The 17178-nt window shown below is 67.7% G+C and carries 15 protein-coding genes; 8 read left to right on the top strand and 7 right to left on the bottom strand.

The genetic code is table 11. From position 1 onward, the window contains the following. Nucleotides 1-873: alpha/beta hydrolase (locus I0Q12_RS34815; protein WP_197251095.1), on the bottom strand; the 873-nt coding region annotated here is incomplete at its 3' end. 175 nt (nucleotides 874-1048) lie between these two features. Between I0Q12_RS34815 and I0Q12_RS06160 the strand changes: the two genes are divergently transcribed. Next, complete coding sequence (locus I0Q12_RS06160; RefSeq protein WP_307846059.1) at nucleotides 1049-2869, top strand: NAD(P)/FAD-dependent oxidoreductase; 1821 nt, start codon at nucleotides 1049-1051, stop codon at nucleotides 2867-2869. A gap of 47 nt (nucleotides 2870-2916) precedes the next feature. Here I0Q12_RS06160 and I0Q12_RS06165 read toward each other — a convergent pair whose 3' ends face one another. Continuing rightward, nucleotides 2917-4500, bottom strand: coding sequence for an AMP-binding protein (locus I0Q12_RS06165; RefSeq protein ID WP_197251097.1), 1584 nt, complete (start codon nucleotides 4498-4500; stop codon nucleotides 2917-2919). Then, nucleotides 4497-6125 (bottom strand): FAD-dependent oxidoreductase, encoded by a 1629-nt coding sequence (locus tag I0Q12_RS06170; RefSeq protein ID WP_197251098.1) that lies wholly within the window; start codon nucleotides 6123-6125, stop codon nucleotides 4497-4499. The genes I0Q12_RS06165 and I0Q12_RS06170 overlap by 4 nt, the downstream gene beginning before the upstream one ends. A gap of 150 nt (nucleotides 6126-6275) precedes the next feature. Between I0Q12_RS06170 and I0Q12_RS06175 the strand changes: the two genes are divergently transcribed. From I0Q12_RS06175 to I0Q12_RS06185, 3 genes are all read left to right on the top strand, one after another. Continuing rightward, complete coding sequence (locus I0Q12_RS06175) at nucleotides 6276-7919, top strand: FAD-dependent oxidoreductase (RefSeq protein WP_248674793.1); 1644 nt, start codon at nucleotides 6276-6278, stop codon at nucleotides 7917-7919. 40 nt (nucleotides 7920-7959) lie between these two features. Further along, a complete protein-coding gene (locus tag I0Q12_RS06180; RefSeq protein WP_197251099.1) occupies nucleotides 7960-9276 on the top strand; it encodes an NtaA/DmoA family FMN-dependent monooxygenase in 1317 nt (438 codons plus the stop codon). 78 nt (nucleotides 9277-9354) lie between these two features. Beyond that, on the top strand, nucleotides 9355-11181 hold the full coding sequence (locus I0Q12_RS06185; protein ID WP_197251100.1) for an NAD(P)/FAD-dependent oxidoreductase: 1827 nt from the start codon (nucleotides 9355-9357) through the stop codon (nucleotides 11179-11181). 23 nt (nucleotides 11182-11204) lie between these two features. Here the strand turns inward: I0Q12_RS06185 and I0Q12_RS06190 are convergent, their stop codons facing one another. Continuing rightward, nucleotides 11205-11525 (bottom strand): GYD domain-containing protein, encoded by a 321-nt coding sequence (locus tag I0Q12_RS06190; protein ID WP_197251101.1) that lies wholly within the window; start codon nucleotides 11523-11525, stop codon nucleotides 11205-11207. A 144-nt stretch (nucleotides 11526-11669) separates the two neighbouring features. Here I0Q12_RS06190 and I0Q12_RS06195 point away from each other — a divergent pair, with 144 nt between their 5' ends. After that, a complete protein-coding gene (locus I0Q12_RS06195; protein WP_197251102.1) occupies nucleotides 11670-12077 on the top strand; it encodes a PPOX class F420-dependent oxidoreductase in 408 nt (135 codons plus the stop codon). Between the two features lie 73 nt (nucleotides 12078-12150). On the opposite strand, the gene I0Q12_RS06200 is transcribed toward I0Q12_RS06195, so the two are convergent. Beyond that, complete coding sequence (locus I0Q12_RS06200) at nucleotides 12151-12738, bottom strand: HdeD family acid-resistance protein (RefSeq protein WP_197251103.1); 588 nt, start codon at nucleotides 12736-12738, stop codon at nucleotides 12151-12153. A 113-nt stretch (nucleotides 12739-12851) separates the two neighbouring features. On the opposite strand from I0Q12_RS06200, the gene I0Q12_RS06205 reads away from it, so the two are divergent. Continuing rightward, nucleotides 12852-13664, top strand: a complete 813-nt coding sequence (locus I0Q12_RS06205) for a DUF72 domain-containing protein (protein ID WP_197251104.1) — start codon at nucleotides 12852-12854, stop codon at nucleotides 13662-13664. A gap of 77 nt (nucleotides 13665-13741) precedes the next feature. After that, a complete protein-coding gene (locus I0Q12_RS06210; protein ID WP_197251105.1) occupies nucleotides 13742-14203 on the top strand; it encodes a hypothetical protein in 462 nt (153 codons plus the stop codon). A 12-nt stretch (nucleotides 14204-14215) separates the two neighbouring features. On the opposite strand, the gene I0Q12_RS06215 is transcribed toward I0Q12_RS06210, so the two are convergent. Beyond that, nucleotides 14216-14731, bottom strand: coding sequence for a MarR family winged helix-turn-helix transcriptional regulator (locus I0Q12_RS06215; RefSeq protein WP_197251106.1), 516 nt, complete (start codon nucleotides 14729-14731; stop codon nucleotides 14216-14218). A 71-nt stretch (nucleotides 14732-14802) separates the two neighbouring features. Here I0Q12_RS06215 and I0Q12_RS06220 point away from each other — a divergent pair, with 71 nt between their 5' ends. Then, nucleotides 14803-16215 (top strand): FUSC family protein, encoded by a 1413-nt coding sequence (locus tag I0Q12_RS06220; protein WP_197251107.1) that lies wholly within the window; start codon nucleotides 14803-14805, stop codon nucleotides 16213-16215. Here the strand turns inward: I0Q12_RS06220 and I0Q12_RS06225 are convergent. Further along, nucleotides 16216-17178 (bottom strand): acyl-CoA dehydrogenase family protein (locus tag I0Q12_RS06225; protein ID WP_231610103.1); only part of this gene is annotated, 963 nt, incomplete at its 5' end.

The following is a 17178-nucleotide window of genomic DNA, read 5'->3' on the forward strand; positions in this document are numbered from 1 at the left end:
GGCCGGGTAGGGATTCTCGGGTGCCAGGCGGTAGTCGACGGATACGACGGCGCATCCGAGTTCGGCAGCCATGCGATCGAGGCGGTCGTCGTTCTCGGCGAGGCTGCCCATGATGTAGGCGCCGCCGTGGAAGTAGATCAACGCCGGGAGTTGCCCCGTGGCCGCGCGAGGCCGGTACCACCGGACGGGCACACCGGGCCGTCCGTCCGTACCCGGGACGACGTCGTCGACGCGTGCGACGTGTTCGCTCACCGGGGTCGGAGGTGGGGTGACCTTGGAATAGTTGGCGCGGATGGTCTCGATGTCGGTGGTGTCCCATCGGGTCAGGAGGTCGAGTTGGGCGAGTGTCGCCGGCTCGACCCGGTGGTGGACCGCGATGGCCGGTTCCACCGGACCCCGGACCGCGGGAAGTGCCCCGAGCGAGGCGCGCAGGCTCGCCGCTGTCCGGGCGGCCTCCGCGGCGGGTGTAAATGCCTGGGCGAGAACGGGGGGTTCCTTCCGGACCCTCACCCGTTCCGCGAGTTCGGTGGCGAGGAGTTCGGACCCCGGAGCCCCGAGTACTCCGATGCGGCCCGGATCGGCACCGAAGGTGTCGGTGGCCACCGAACGAGCCCACTGCAGGGCGCGATCGCTGTCGTCGAGTGCGCTGCCGGGACGGGTGGGGACCTCGACGATCACGAGTCCTTCGTCGGCGAGCTTCCGGTAGACGTGCGCGAAATCGGTTGTGTCGACACCGCCGGCTTCGTCGGGACCGCCGTCGACGAGGACGAGTGCCAGGTACGCGGTGTCCTCCGGAAACGCTGCCGCCCGGCTCGGAGCGAAGCTGCGGACGGTCAGTCCTGCCCCCACGTCGTGGGAGTCGCAGTCCGCCACCTCGACCTCCGCATCAAATAATGAACACCGAGATTCGGAAAATACACAGAAACGGTAACCGACGGCGTGGTACCCCACAAGGCTCCCGGCCGGAGCCTTGACGACGACCTACCCTCCCGACAGAATGTGTGTATATAGAATCATACCGTTCGTTAATTACAACATCCTGGGTCGTGTGACGGTGAAGGAGCCGGAACTGATGACGGACGCTCGGCACAGCACAGCCGGTGAGATCGATGTTGCAGACGCGGGAGAAGTCTTCGCCGCCTGGCTCACGGAGTTCGCCGCCGCGCTCGGCACGGGCTCCGAGGTCGAACTGGAAGCATGCCTCCACCCCTCGGCCACCTGGCGCGACTTCATGGCCTTCCCGTGGGATTTCCACCACGCTGTCGGCGGCGAGCAGTCGGCCGGGCGGCTGACGGAACTGGCGAAGGAATGGAGCGCGTCGGGATTCTCCGTGAGCGCCGAGCAGGAACCCTTCGTCTCCGGCGGCGACATCATGGGATTCTTCGACTTCACGACCAGCGACCGGATCAACCGCGGATTCGTCCGGCTCGTGCGTGACGGCTCTCGATTCGTCGCCTTCACCCTGCAGACCCAGGTCGTGTCGCTTGCGGCGTTTCCGGAGCGGACTCGTCACCGCCGCCCCGAGGGCAAGGTCTATGGCGTCGTCCCGGGCCGCACACGCTGGGCCGACGACCGGACCGAGGAATCGTCCTTCGAAGACCGCGACCCCGCGGTCCTTGTGCTCGGCGCCGGCCACAATGGCCTCGCGCTGGCGGCGCGCCTCGGTGCGCTCGACGTTCCGACGCTGGTGATCGACCGCGAGGCACGCATCGGCGACACCTGGCGTAAGCGCTACGCGTCGCTGGCGCTGCACAGCACCGTCTACGGCGACCACCTGCCCTATCTCCCGCTGCCCGTGACGTGGCCGGCGCACACCCCGAAGGACAAGTTCGCGAACTGGCTCGAGACGTACGCCACCACGCTCGACCTGAACGTGTGGACCAGCACGACGTTCCTGGGTGGCCACTACGACGAGGCCACGGAACGGTGGACGATCCGCGTGCAGATGGGCGACGGCTCGATCCGCGAACTGCACCCGCGCCACTTCGGCGTGGCGGGAGGCATGTTCGGCGCGCCGCGGATTCCCGAGATCGCGGGACTCCGGGAGTACCGCGGTGTCGCGGTGCACTCCGACGAATTCCAGGACGGTGCTTGCTACGCGGGCAAGAAGGTGCTCGTCGTCGGGTCCGGGGTCAGCGGCCACGAAATCGCCCACGATCTCTGGGAACACGACGCCGACGTCACGATGGTGCAGCGCACGTCGACCTACGTCGTGACCTATCCGACCTACCACCGGTTCTGGTCGACACTGTTCACCGAGGACATGACGCTGTCGCCGGACTTCGCGGACCAGATGACCTACGCGCTCCCCAATGAACGGGTGGACGAGCTCAACAAGGAACTCGTACAGCTCGCCAAGGAAACCGACAGCGAACTTCTGAATGCACTCGAAGCCCGTGGGTTCAAGCTCAATTGGGGCCCTGACGGCACGGGCATCATCGGTGCGCACATGTCGGGCAAGGACAGCTATCAGATCGACATCGGGGCATCCCAGCTGATCGCCGACGGGCGGATCCACCTGAAGCAGGGCGTCGAGCTGAAAGAGATCAAGGACGGCACAACGGTTGTGTTCACCGACGGGTCGGAGATGCACGACGTCGCCCTGATCGTCTTCGCGACCGGTTACCACCAGTTCTGGGGCCACATCGGGCCGGTCCTCGGTTCGGCGGCCGCCAGGATCGACAAGGCCTACGGCCGTGCAGCCGACGGTGAGTACGCGAACACCTGGCGGCGTTCGGCGCAGCCCGGACTCTGGTTCGGGACCGGATTCATCCGCATGGCGCGCTTCTACTCTCGCTTCACGGCGCTGTTGATCAAGGCGATCGAGGAAGGCATCGAGCCGGTGGATCCGGAGAGCCGCGCGAGGTAGTCCATCCTGCCCGGGCTCGATGGGCCGGGGCATGCGGTGATCCGGGTCTACCTGTCGCGCAGGACGTTTCGCTGGATCTTGCCGGTCATCGTCTTGGGGAGCGCGTCGAGCACGTGGACCTCGCGGGGCCGCTTGTACGCGGCGAGGCGGTCGCCGGCGAATGCGATCAGTTCGTCGGGCTCGGCGGTACCGCCCTCGCGAAGTGCGACGTATGCGACGACCGCCTCGCCACGGTAGTCGTCGGGCGCACCCACGACCGCCGCCTCGAGGACCGAAGGATGTTCGCACAACGCGTCTTCGACCTCGCGCGGCCACACCTTGTACCCGGACGTGTTGATCTGATCCTTGATCCGGTCGACGAGATAGACCCATCCCTCGTCGTCGATGACGGCGACGTCGCCGGTGTGCAGGTGCCCACCCGGAAGCGTTCTCGCCGTTGCCTCTTCGTTCTGCCAGTAGCCGGGGATCACCTGCGGTGCGGTGACGACGAGTTCGCCTTCCTCGCCCGGGGACTGGCGCCGTCCCTGCGCGTCGACCGTGAAGACCTCGACACCTCGCGTGGGCACTCCGACCGAGAGCGTTCCACTGGGACCGTGGACGGGAGCGGCGACACCCGGTGGCACCGCGATACCTCCGCCGGTCGTCTCTGTCATGCCCCAGATGTTGTGCAGGTAGACGCCGAACCGATCGCGGAAGGCCTCGATCGTCGCCGGTGGGATCGGCGCGCCACCGGAGTAGACGAACTTGGCGCTCGCGAAATGGTCGGCGCCGGCGTCGGGGACGCCGAAGAACGCGTTGAAAGCGGTGATGGACCCCACGGTCGTGGTGACCCCGTGCTCGCGGAACAGGTCGAGCACCACCGACGCCTCGAACCGTCCGCCCATGCTCAACGTCGCGTCGTTCAGCAGCGCGATCCCGGCGTTGAGCGAGAGCCCGGTGATGTGGAACATCGGAGCGATCGCGTAGGACACGTCGCCGGGGGCCAGCCGGACCCACTCGCTGTAACCCGCGACCGAGCAGAGGAAATTGCGATGGGTGTTGAGGGCGCCCTTGGGCGGACCCGTCGTGCCCGAGGTGTAGGTGATGAAGGCGATGTCGTCGAGGTTCCGCTCGGCCGGATCCGGCCGTTGTCCGCGTCGTTCGACCAGGACGGTGGCCAGATCGCCGTCGGGAGAGGGCGCAGGATCGGGCTCGGTGAACACGCGAGAGTCGTTGCGGGTCTGGAAATCCCGTGAGGACGCCGAGATCAGCCATCGCACGTGTGTCCCGGACAGGGCACTGCGCGTCGCGGCATCGGTGCCGCGGGTGACGACGATCCCGGTCGTGCCCGAGTCCTCGATCAGCCGGCGCAGTTCCTCGCCCCGATACATCGGGTTGAGCGGCACCGCGATCGCTCCGGCCTTCCACACCGCCAGCAGTGTCAGCGGGTAGTACGGGATGTTCTGCAGGTAGATCCCGATCCGGTCGTCGGGGCGCACGCCCCGCGCCTGCAGTTCGGCGGCCAGCGCGTCGGAGTGCGCGTCGAGGGTCGCGGCATCGATGGTGCCGTCGAAGTAGCGGATCGCCGCGCGGTTCGGACCGGCGGCGACCCGCGCGCGCCACGCGTCGACTATCGAGGTGTACACACTCACTCCTTCTCCCCACCGACTGCGTGCCGCCCGGCGATCCAGGCGAACGTCATGCCGGGACCGAGTGTGCCACCGGGACCGCCGTAGGAGGCGCCGGTCGGGGAGGAGACATTGCCGGCTGCGTACAACCCGGTGATGACGTTGCCGTCCAGATCGATCACCTGAGCATGTTCGTTCACCTTGGGACCGCCCTTCGTGCCGATGACACCGCTCGTCAGCTCCATGGCGTAGAACGGCCCGTCCGTGATCGGGCCGAGGGTGCCCTCGATGCTGCCCTTCTTGTAGGGGTCACCCCACCACCGGTCGTGGGCGCTCTCGCCACGGGCGAATTGCGGGTCCTTTCCGGCGGCGACATTCTTGTTCCACTGCTCGACCGTGCGCTCGAGCTCGTCGCCCGGGATGCCGAGCGTCGATGCGAGATCGTGCAGTGTGGGGCTCTCCACCAGCCACGGAGGGGTGGTGCCCGTGTAGGGGCGACCCGCCGAGCCGTAGGTGGACAGGTAGGTGTGGTCGAAGATCAGCCACGCGGGCAGGTTGGCATAGCGGAACGCGGTGACGTCCTCCTGGTGGAATGCCCCCACGACGGCGTTGTAGCTCACGGCCTCGTTGGTGAAGCGCCGACCGGTCCGGTTCACCATGATGCTGCGCGGCCTCGTGCGGTCGCCGTTGATCATCTCCAGGTTCATCACGTTGATGCCCTCGGGCAATTCGGTGATGGGAATCCACCAGGCTTCGCGCATGTTCTGGAGCGCGGCGCCGGCACGCATGGCCATGCGCAGGCCGTCGCCGGTGTTGGTGGGGATCGACGCGGGTTTCGTGACGTGGCCGCGGAGGAATGCGGCGCGATACTCCTCGTTCCACTCGAATCCGCCGGTGGCGAGGATGACCGCGCGCGACGCATGGATCGTCCGCCGCCCCTCGGCAGTGTCGACGACGACGCCCCGCGTCTGGCCGTTCTCGACCACGAGATCGTGCGCGGGCGTCGACACCCGGACCTCGACGCCCGCCCCGACGCAGGCGTCGAGGAGGGCGCCGACCAGTCCACCGCCCATGCCGCGCAGGTCTTCCGCGTCGCGGCGGGCGAGTTCCTCCTCGGACGGCGGTTTGGGAACCGCGCAGCCGATCGCGGTTTCGTCCATCCGCAGATGTGTGGAGTAGTAGGGGCTCACTTCGACCCGGTCCCGCCAGTCGCCCAGTTTCGCGAAGGGGAACAGTTCCTGCCCGAGCGTTCGGCCACCCTCCGGCTTGCCGCCCGGATTCGACGGGTGGTAGTCGGGCAGGCCGGAGACGGCGAAGAATCGGATTCCGCCGTCCTCGCCGAGACAGCGCACCATCTTCGGTCCGGCGTCGACGAAGGCTTGTGCGAGGCGTTCGTCGAGAATGCCGCGCCCGAGCGACATCAGGTAGGCCATCGCCTCGTCGGCGCTGTCCTGCACGCCGATGTCCTTCATGTACGGGTTGTTCGGGATCCAGACGTGACCTCCCGACCAGGCGCTCGTCCCGCCGACCCGATCGTTCTTCTCGAGGACGACGACGCGGGCACCTTCGTGAGCCGCGGTGAAAGCGGCTGTCAGCCCGGCGGCGCCGCTGCCGAGGACGATGACGTCGTACGTTTCGGATTCGGGCATTCCGGTCCTCCGGTTCGCGCGATGCTTGTGACTCGGTGTGATGCTGATTACCATAACCGTCGTGCACTAATAGAGTAAGTCTGTTCTATATATACAACGTGCAGTGGCTCGTCAGGGGTGGGCGACCGCGGCGAACGGATCGGGGGCCGGGTGCAGATTCAGGACACCTACGACGTGGTCGTTCTCGGGTCGGGACTCGCCGGCCTCACCGCAGCGCTGGCCGCGGCGCTCGAGGGTGCCGACGTCGCCCTGCTGGAGAAGGCCGAACTGATCGGTGGCACGACCGCGCTGTCGGGCGCGGGGATCTGGATCCCGGGCAACCCGATCGCGGCCGAGAAGGGCATCGAGGATTCCCTGGAGGAAGGGGCTGCCTACCTGGAGAGCCTCTCCAACGGGATGATCCTCCCGGAGTTGGCCGAGGCGCTGATCTCCGGTGGCCCCCGGTTCGTCGACTTCCTGCACGAACGCACCGATCTGCGTCTCCAACTCGTCGAGGGGTACCCCGACTATCACCCCGAGCATCCCGGTGGAAAGCCGGGAGGCGGCCGGACTCTCGAGCCGGGCCTCTTCTCCTTCGCCGGGATGGAGGAGTGGATCGACCGCATCGGCGGCGACATCCAGCGCATCGTGCTGACCGAGATGCCCTTGGGCGGTGGGACGGGTGTCGTCGCGCCCGAAGTCCTCGCCGCTCGCGCGGAAGCCGCACAAGAAGGCCTGGGTCGCGCGCTCGTCGGTGGCGTGTTGAAAGCGTGTCTCGCGCAAGGCGTCCGGGTCGAGACCCGGTGCCGGGCGCTGCGCTTGTGCACCGTCGGGAACCGAGTCGTCGGGGTCGAGGTCGAGACGGACGACGGGATGCGAACGGTCGGAGCTCGCGCGGTGGTGCTCGCGACGGGAGGGTTCGAGTACGACCCGGACCTGGTCCGCGATTTCCTGCGCGGACCGCTGACGCGCCCTCTCGGCGCGCCGACGAACACCGGCGACGGCCTGCGGATGGCCATGCGGGTCGGAGCCCGCCTCGGCAACATGCGCGAAGCGTGGTGGTCGCCGATGGTGCCGTGCCCGGGGATTCGGCGCGACGGGGTGCCGGCGGCGATGCTGTCCTCGCGTGAACGTGCGCTCCCCGGGTCGATCATGGTCAACCGTTACGGGCGGCGCTTCGCCGACGAGGCGGCGAACTACAACGCATTCGGCGGCGCCTTCCACCATCTCGACGAGTCGAAACTCGACTACCCGAACCTCCCGGCGTACATGATCTTCGATCAGTCCACGGTCGACCGGTTCGGCGTGTTCGGCGGCCGCCCGGGGGCGCCGGTCCCCGACTGGGTCGAAAGCGCGCCCACGCTGGACGCGCTGGCCGCGGCCCTGGGGTTGCCGGTCGACGCGGTGACGAGTTCGGTCGAACGCTTCAACGAGTACGCGGAGCAGGGCGTGGACCCGGACTTCTCCCGGGGAAGCAGTGCGTTCGATCGTTTCCCCGGCGGGCGGATGAGCGATCCCGATTCGCCTTACGCAACACTCGGTCCGGTCCGGACGGGACCGTTCTACGCGGTCGAGGTAGTGAGCTCCGCGCTGGGCACGAAGGGCGGGCCCCGCACGGACGCCGAGGGGCGGGTCGTCGATGTCGACGGCGCGGTCATCGCGGGGTTGTACGCCGCCGGCAACGTCATGGCCAACCCGAGCGGAATGGTCTACGGCGGGGCCGGTGCCACCCTCGCGGTCGCTGGGATCTGGGGGATGAGAGCGGGACGGGCGGCGGTCACCGATTGTGTCCACGTGTCGGAATTGCATTGTTGAAAAAGAACTTTCGCGTCACCTCCCATCCGAAGGGCGACCCATGGCAAACCGGCGGTATCTGCATCTCAACCTGGTCGGCAACGACATCAATCTCCATTTCGGAGCCCCCGCGTACGAACAGCGGCACCGCGCCGACACGGCACTCACCGACCCGTTCGAACGGCTCATGGCCTACGGGCGGCTCGGCGACGAGGGACTTTTCACCGCGGTCTTCCTCGGCGACGTGCCCGGCATGCCGAACTCACCGGCCTTCGACGGGGGACCCGCCGAGCCGATCACCGCGCTGAGCGCGATGGCCCGCGAGACCGCGCACGTCGGTCTCATAGCCACCGCCTCGACGACGTTCTTCGACCCGTACACCCTCGCTCGCCTCATCGCGTCGCTCGACCAGGCGTCCGACGGCCGCGCCGGGCTGAACGCGGTCACGACCGTGGGTGACGCGCATGCGCTGAACTACAGCCGGGACGGTCACCCCGATCGGGAGATCAGATACCGCCGAGCCATGGAATTCCTCGACGTGACCGCGGCCCTGTGGGCGAATCGTGAGGTGCGTCGTGACCCGGACGGTGTCACGCGGTTCTACGCCACTCCGATCGACCACAAGGGTGAATCCTTCAGTGTCCGAGGCTCCTTGAATGTCGCGCCGAGCCGGCAGGGCCGTCAGCTGGTCGCTCAGGCCGGCGGGTCGGGACCGGGTATCAAGGTCGCGGCCCGGCATGCGGACATGGTGTTCACGGCCGCCACCACCCGGGAGCGTGCGGCGCAGTACCGGGAGGACCTGGACAAGGCGCTCGCGGACGCCGGACGTCCGGCCGGAAGTGTTCCGGCGGTCCCCGGGCTCATCCCGTACATCGGGCGTACCGCGCGCGAGGCCGAGGAGAAGATGCACGCGCTCGACGACTACGTTCCGTGGGAGAGTGTCGCGCCGAAAGCGTTGGCGCAGTTCGGGTTGGAGGTGCCGTACGACAGTGTCGACGACCGATTCCCGCTCGAACTGCTGCCGAAACCGTCCGACGTCGAGGCGACCGTCAAGAGCACTTTCGGGAATTACGTCGGGCTTTACGACTGGATCGACGCGCATCCCGGCGCAACCGTTCGCGATGTCGCGGCACAGTCGCTCGGGCGGGGCGGAGCTCAGCACCGCAAGTTCGTCGGTTCCTACGACGACATCGTCGACGATTTCGACCGGTGGTTCACCGACGGCAACGTCGGGGGGTTCAACCTCATGTTCCCCGTCGGGCCGGCGTCGGTCCGGGAGTTCATCGACGAGGTGGTTCCGCGGCTGATCGACCGCGGGATCCACCGGGGAACTTCCGACGAGCGACCGTTGCGGGAACGCTTCGCCGGTGGGGAGTAACAGACATTCCGAATTGCCTTCAGTGCCAATCACTCCCGAGGAGCGCGGGGACGTGCTGAGAATCCGAAAGGAACCGACATGCCGGAGACGTTGACGCCACCGGGACCTCAACCCGAAGGCTTCGACCCGGACTGGGTGCGCGCCAAGCACACCTACGAACGCGCCAAGCGACTGCGGCGCGACGGAGTCGAACAGTACATCGAGGTCACGGCGGACTTCTCGCACTACGAGGACGACCCCTACACCGAGCGGGTCGAGCGCGACCCCGTGAACGACGAGGTCGAGATCCTGATGATCGGTGCGGGTCTCGGCAGCCTGATCGCTGCGGCACGGATGCGCGAGGCCGGCCTCGACGGTATCCGGCTGGTCGACCGGGCCGGCGGCGTCGGCGGAACCTGGTACTGGAACCGCTATCCCGGTGTGCAGTGCGATATCGAGTCCTACATCTACATGCCGCTGCTGGAGGAGCTGAACTACATCCCCACGCAGAAGTACGCCTACGGATCCGAGATACGGGAGCACCTGACGGCGATCGCGGACAAGTACGACCTGGTGCGGGACGCGCTCTTCCACACCACCGTCAAGGAGATGGTCTGGGACGACGAGGCCGAGCGCTGGATCGTGAAGACCGATCGCGGTGACCGGATCCGCGCCCGGATCGTGGTGGTCTCACCGGGCTCGCTCACGCGACCCAAGCTGCCGGGCATCCCCGGCATCAACGAATTCGAAGGTCACACCTTCCACACCAGCCGCTGGGACTACGGCTACACCGGGGGAGACGAGAGCGGCGGGTTGACCGGGCTGCAGGACAAATCCGTAGGCCTCATCGGCACGGGTGCCACCGGTCTGCAGGTGGTGCCCCATCTCGGTCGGTGGGCCGGGAAACTCTACGTGTTCCAGCGGACTCCGAACGCCGTCGACGAACGGGGCAACAAGCCGACGGACCCGCAATGGGCAGCAAGCCTCCGGCCCGGATGGCAACGTGAGCGGATGGAGAACTTCACCCGCTACACGGCCGGGGTGGAGCATCACACCGACCTCGTCGACGACGGCTGGACCCGTGTGTCGGCCGAGGTCACCAAGACGGCGATCAAGCAGGAGATCGAGCGTCGGGGCGCACCGATGACCCCGGAGGAGATTGCCGAGTTCCTGTTCGAGGCCGACTTCAGATCCATGGAACGCGTACGGGCGCGGATCGACGCCATCGTGACGGACAAAGCCACCGCAGAAGCCCTCAAGCCCTGGTACAAGCGCCTCTGCAAGCGCGTCGGGTTCCACGACGAGTTCCTCCCCACCTTCAACCGTGACAACGTCGAGCTGGTCGACACGGACGGGCGCGGCATCCAGAGCCTCACGCGCGACGGTGTCGTCGTGGGGGATCGCGAGTACAAGGTCGACGCGCTGATCTTCGCGACCGGCTACGACGTCAGCAGCAGCTACACCCGTCGCACGGGATTCGACATCATCGGCCGGGACGGTGTTCACCTCAGCGACAAGTGGAAGAGCGGACCGCGCACCTTCCACGGTCTGCAGTCCAACGGGTTCCCCAACTGCTTCTTCCTCGGGTACACGCAGACCGGTGTCGCGAACAACTACACGCACACCGCCGAGGAACGGGCCCGTCACCTGGTCTACCTGCTCGAGCAGCGGGTGGCGCGCGGAGCCACCACGATCGAGGCCGATCTGCGGGCGGAGGACGCCTGGGTCGCCACCATGAACGAGCTCGCCGGCCCCAGCCGTGCCTTCTACGCGGACTGCACCCCCAGCTATCTCGACAACGAGGGAGACATCGGCAATCCCGACGGCCTCGCAGCAGCGAACTACGGCGGCGGTCCGGTGCAGTTCTTCGAGTTGCTGGCCCGCTGGCGGGAAGACGGAGAGATGGACGGCGTCACGCTTCGGTGACGCCGCGGTGCCGGACCGGAAGATCAGTTCCCGGGAGCCCGGTAACTGGTGTCCCGGTGCACGGCCTCGTCGATCTGCTCGGGCGTGAGCAGCAGGATCGGCTTCGACCTGGCCGCACCCGAACCGATGGTGCGCAGTTCCAGGGTGGCAGCGGCGATGTCGTCGGGCACCTCGCCGATCACGTACAGATCGTGGCCGCCGAGCGCGAAATGCACGGATTCGACGCTGCCGCCGACACTCTCGACCATGCTGGTGATCGCGTCGCGGCGGGCGGTACCACCTTCGCCGAGCAACCCTTTCGCGCCTTCGCTGGTGTAGGTGACCTGCCACAGAAATTTCGGCATGGGACGGTTCTCCTCGGTTCGGGGACTGCTTCCATGTTCGGTCCGGACGCCGCGCCGCGGGGCCGTTTCGCTGCGATCGGCCCGCTCTTGCTGGCCTAGGCTCGTTGCGACACCGAGAAGATCTCATCGAAAGGGAGGGTTGCCGTGCCGAAGCCGCCGCTGCCCGATGCTGTGGCCGAATTCCTCGCCCGGTCCAACTACGCGACCATCAGCACGCTGCGTGCAGACGGCCAGCCAGTGTCCGTGCCCACCTGGTACGTCTACGAGAACGGCCGCATCCTGGTGAACATGGACGAGGGCCGCAAGCGTCTCGACCATGTGCGCAACGATCCGCGCGTGAGCCTGAGCGCGATGGACCCGGAGGACTGGGTCACCCACGTGAGCGTGCAGGGCCGGGTCGTCGAGATAGTCGACGACGAGGGTCTCGTCGACATCGACCGCATCGCGCGGCACTACACCGGCAAGCCGTACTACGTGCGTGACCGCAAGCGGGTCAGCGCGTGGATCGAGATCGATCGCTGGCACGCATGGGGTCGGCTCGAGGACGCGTAGTCGTTTCGGGGCCGGGTGCCTCTCTGTTGTCTTCGTTGTCGAGCAGCAGAGAGGTACCCGGCACCCGGGCAACTCAGAGGACGCCGGCCTCCTTCGCGACCTTGCGTGCCTGGAACGCGACGGCGATCAGCAGGACGCCGAACAGGATCGCGTAGATGCCCAGCAGCCAGATCAGGCCGATGATGCCGCCGCCGGGGAAGATCAGCAGGATGATGCCGAACAGGATCGCCAGGATGCCGGCGACGAGCGACGCCACCCATCCGGACTCGGGTACCTTCCGGAACCGCAATGCGCCGACGGCCCCGGCGATTCCGAAGAAGATCGCATAGAACGCGATGATGTAGAGCAGTACGAGCGCGGTCGCCTTCGGCCACACCAGGGCCACGATGCCCGCGAGGACCGAGATGACGGCCATCGCGAGCCACCACCCCCAGCCGTCGAGGGTCCTGCGATCGCGGACCGCGTGGTAGCCGAGCACGAGGCCGTCGACGATCGCGTAGATACCGAAGACGACGACGAGGGCCCACACGGTGATGCCCGGCCAGACGAGGGCGACGATGCCGAACAGCACCGCGAGGATGCCGCGGATCAGGACGATCCACCAGATCTGTTTGAAGAGGGAACGGAACGGATCACTCGGTGTGGCAGCGGCCTCGGACATGATCACTCCTGGTTTTTGATCTTGTGTTCCGCCACAGCGTATGCCTGGTTACAGGTCGATGCGCGCCGAATGAGCGCCCACGCGCAGGCGATTTTCGGAGGTATCGTCGGGCGATGGTCCGCGCACGGGTCGGAATCTCGGGTTGGCGCTATCCCGGATGGCGCGGCGACTTCTATCCGGTGGGACTGCCCCAGCGTCTCGAGCTCGAGTACGCCGCCGAGCGGATGGGGTCGATCGAGATCAACGGCACGTTCTACAGCCTGCAGCGGAAGTCGAGCTTCGAGGACTGGCGCGACCGTACCCCGGACGATTTCGTGTTCGCGGTCAAGGGCGGCCGGTTCGTCACCCACCTCAAACGCCTCGTCGACGTCGACGAGGCGCTCGCCAACTTCTTCGCGTCCGGCGTGCCCGCGCTCGGACCGAAGCTCGGTCCGCTGCTGTGGCAGCTACCGCCGACGATGGCGTTCGAACCGGATCGGATCGCCGGTTTCTGTGCGCAACTGCCGCGCACGACGCTGGAGGCTGCGGCGCTGGCGTCGCGCCATACGGACAAGGTTCCCGATGATCGGGCGTGGACCGAAGCCGACGCCGACCGCCCGATCCGGTACGCGATGGAAGTCCGGCATCCGACCTTCGCTTCCGCCGAGGCGGCTGCGTTGCTCCGCGAACACGACGTGGCGCTCGTCGTCGCCGACACCGCGGGCCGCTTTCCCTTCCTCACCGAGGTCACCTCGGACTTCGTGTACGTCCGTATGCACGGTGACGCCGAGCTTTACGTGAGCGGCTACAGCGACGCCGCGCTGGATCGGTGGGCCGAGCGGATCCGGGCGTGGCTCGTCGACGACCTCGACGTGTACGTGTATTTCGACAACGACGCGAAGGGGTTCGCTCCCCACGACGCGCTCGCGCTGCAGCGCCGGCTGTGAGGTGTCGGGGCCGGACGGCACACTGATGCGCGTGCCGCGCACGAGGCGGACGAAGCAGCACCGACGGGGAGAACACTGTGTGGCCCACGCACTGGCCGACGATCGCGCGGGAGATCGCGCATGCCACCGAGACCGCGCTGAACGCGGCCCGGGCCGACGACGAACCGGCGTTCGCCGACGCGGTGAGCACTCTCGTCGAGTTGCCGTACGAGCAGGTCACAGCGGTGCACTCGGGCATGATGCGCGAGCTGCTCGAGGAACTGCATCCGGACGGTCTGGCCGGTGAGGACGTTCAGGCCGTGTTCGAACGGTGTGCCCGCGGTTCCGTGCAGGCCACGCCCGACGCGCTGGTGGCGGTGCTGACCGGGGCGCTCGGGGTGACCGATCCGGACGCGCCGAAGGCCAGGCCCGAGCAGTACCTCACCGCGGGGATCGTGGTCCTCGCCGAGCTGCTCGCGACCCGCAAGGTCGAGCCGGGACAGTACATCCGCCGGGCGGTCGGGGAGATCGAACGGGAGCAGACCGTCGAGATGCCCTGACGGTCTCCGTCGTCACGGGCGGGTCTGTTGCTCGACGTTGAACACGACCCGGCGCAACAGGTCGGTGAGGGTGTCGAGTTCGTCGTCGGAGAGCCCGTCGAGCATGCGCATCTCGCGGGTGACCCGGCGCGGGTATTCGGTTTCGACGACGCGCCGCCCCGCGTCGGTGAGCTCGAGCAGCACGACGCGGCCGTCGCGTTCGAGCCGTTTGCGTTCGACCAGTCCGAGCCCGACGAGCCGGTCGGTGTGTTTGGTGGTGGAGGCCCCCGAGATCCCGGTGACGGAGGTGACCTCGCTGGCGCGCAGCGGGTGCGGGCTGCGGGCGAGGGCGCACAGCACCTCGAATTCCGTTCGGGTGACACCACTTCCGATCAGTTCGTGGTCGAGATGGTTCAGTGCAAGCGAGCTGATCCGGATGATGCGGCCGATGATGTCGATGGGCCGGGTGTTCAGGTCCGGATACACCTCGGACCACGCGCGTCTCACTCGATCGACGAAGTCGTCCGGGGGTGTGGGTGCGTCGGGCATGTATCCAGTGTAGCGATCCGTTTCACAACCGATTCATAGTTATTTCATCTGTGAAGTATTAGACTGGCCCGGTGCTTCCTTCGACCGTCGACCCGACCTACAGCCGTCTGCGACACGCCGGCGGCGCACTCGCGCACTCGTTGTCCGCCGACGCCTGGCGTCGATCGCTCGACGTGCGGAGTGCCGACGCGGTCGTCGCCCCGGCGGTGCGCGTCGGGTTGGCGATTCTCGTCGTCCTGATCGGCGGTGGTCTGCTCGGTCAGACGCACCTCGCGGGATTTGCGGCGCTCGGAGCCCTGTCCTCGGCGTTCGGGCGGCACGAACCGTATCGGCGGCTCGCCGCCAAGTCCGGATGCGCCGGAGCCGGGGTCGCCGCCTATGTGGCGCTCGGCGCCGCCGTCGGCGCTGCGGGAATGCCGATGTGGGCGGAGATCGTGCTGCTCGCCGTCGCCGCCGGGGTTGCGTTCTGGCTGCTCGCGGCATTCCGCATCATCGGCCCGGGCGCGGTCATCCTCATCTTCGCCGCGGCCGGAGCCGCCGGATTCGCCGACACCGCCGCAGACATCGGCGTGGCCGTGGCCGCCGCCGCGACCGGCGCCGTGATCGGCTGGGTGATCGTCATGGCACCGGCGCTGTACCACCCGCACGGTCCCGCCCGCGTCGCCGTCGCCCGCGCGCTCGCCGCGGTGTCCGCGCTGGAGAACTCCGGCGAGTCCGCGGTCGCGCCGGCCCGCGCGGCGATCGCGAAAGCGCGTGAGGTCGTCGCCCTCGGCCCCCGTCACCCGCACACCCATGAACTGCTTGCGCTGCTGGACGCCGCCGAAGCGGTCGTCGACGGTGGTTCGCACGACACGGTCCGTGCCCGCCGCGACGACTTCGCGCGATTCGAATCCGAGCTGCGAAAGGTGCGCCGCGACATCGAGGTCCCACGCGTCGATGCGGCCGACGCCGCACTGCCCGACCGGCCCGAAGGTTTCCTGCGGACCGGCGTCCGGGATCTGCGCGACCGCGCGATCGTGATCGGTGCCGGGCGGGTGATGCTCGCGTCGTTGCTCGCAGGCTGGATCGCGCTGGCTGCAGGACTGCAGCATCCGCTGTGGGCGACGATGGGCGCGATGGCCGCCTTGCAGGGCGCCAACTACCGGCAGACCGTGCAGCGCGGGATCCAGCGACTGCTCGGGAACGTCGCCGGTGCCCTGTTGGCCGCGATCCTGATCGCCGCCGCGCTCGGATACTGGCCGCTCGTCGTCGTGATCGTCGCGCTGCAGACGGTGGCGGAACTGTACGCAACCCGGAACTACGCGCTCACGTCGATCGCGGTCACTGCAATGGCGTTGCTGGTCATCGGCCTCGGCGAGCCGATCGGACCGGACATCGCGCTCAGCCGCATCGGGGACACACTCATCGGCGTCGTCGTCGGTGTGGTGGTCGCCGCGCTCACCATCGCGCGCGGCGACCACCACCATCTGCCCGCCCGGTCCTGACTACCGGGCCGAGGACCGACCCATCGGGATGTCGCGGAACGCGATGTTCGGATCGTGGGTGCGCTCGCGGGGCATGCCCAGCACGCGTTCGCTGATGGTGTTCCGGGCCATCTCGGTGGTGCCGCCGGCAATGCACCAGACCTGCTGCATCAGATAGTCGTGTCCGACCTCCGCGACAGCGCCGTCGTCGTCGTCCCACGCGGCACCGCCGGCATCGGTGAACTCGTACATGATCGTGGTGAGCCGGGTCGCGACGGTCCCGGCCATCAACCGGACGATCCCGGCCGCCTGGTCGGAGATCTTGCCGGTCGCGATGCCCCGGCCGATCCGCCGCTGCAGCGCCTCCTTCGCCAGTTCCAGGGTGCGGGCCTCGCCGACGAGGTCGCGGGCGATCGGGTCGTCGAGACGGCCGGCGTCGCGGGCGACCGAGACGAGTTCCGAAATCCGCGACCCGCCGCGGGAACTGCCCGGCGGCCGGGTGGCGAACTGCGAACTCGACTGCATCCGCTCGTGGAACATCCAGCGCGTGCCGACGCTCCAGCCGTCGTCGACCTCGCCGACGCGGTCGCTGTCCGGCACCCGCACGTCGGTCAGGTATTCCTGGCAGAATTCCTTCGAACCACTGAGCATTTCGATGCGGTGAACCTCGATGCCCTCGCGTTTCAGCGGCAACATGAAGACGGTGAGACCGCGGTGCTTGGGAACGTCCCAGTTGGTGCGGGCCAGGCACAGGGCCCAGTCCGACCACCAGGCTCCGGTCGTCCAGATCTTCGATCCGTTGAGAATCCAGTCCTCACCGTCGCGCACGGCCGTGGTCACGGCACTCGCGACATCCGAACCGCCGCTCGGCTCGGACAGGAACTGCATCCAGATCTCCTCGCCCTTGAGAATGGCGGGAATGTGGCGCCGCTTCTGCTCCTCGGTGCCGCATTCGAGAAGCACTGCGGCACAAGGAACGAACGT

The sequence above is a fragment of the Rhodococcus sp. CX genome, assembly GCF_015865005.1.
Taxonomy (GTDB): Bacteria; Actinomycetota; Actinomycetes; order Mycobacteriales; family Mycobacteriaceae; genus Rhodococcus.

Coding starts and splice junctions, on each gene's coding strand:
- I0Q12_RS06190 (WP_197251101.1), bottom strand. CDS start 11,525: ATGCCGAAATTTCTGTGGCAGGTCACCTACACCAGCGAAGGCGCGAAA.
- I0Q12_RS06185 (WP_197251100.1), top strand. CDS start 9,355: ATGCCGGAGACGTTGACGCCACCGGGACCTCAACCCGAAGGCTTCGAC.
- I0Q12_RS06170 (WP_197251098.1), bottom strand. CDS start 6,125: ATGCCCGAATCCGAAACGTACGACGTCATCGTCCTCGGCAGCGGCGCC.
- I0Q12_RS06215 (WP_197251106.1), bottom strand. CDS start 14,731: ATGCCCGACGCACCCACACCCCCGGACGACTTCGTCGATCGAGTGAGA.
- I0Q12_RS06205 (WP_197251104.1), top strand. CDS start 12,852: ATGGTCCGCGCACGGGTCGGAATCTCGGGTTGGCGCTATCCCGGATGG.
- I0Q12_RS06180 (WP_197251099.1), top strand. CDS start 7,960: ATGGCAAACCGGCGGTATCTGCATCTCAACCTGGTCGGCAACGACATC.
- I0Q12_RS06200 (WP_197251103.1), bottom strand. CDS start 12,738: ATGTCCGAGGCCGCTGCCACACCGAGTGATCCGTTCCGTTCCCTCTTC.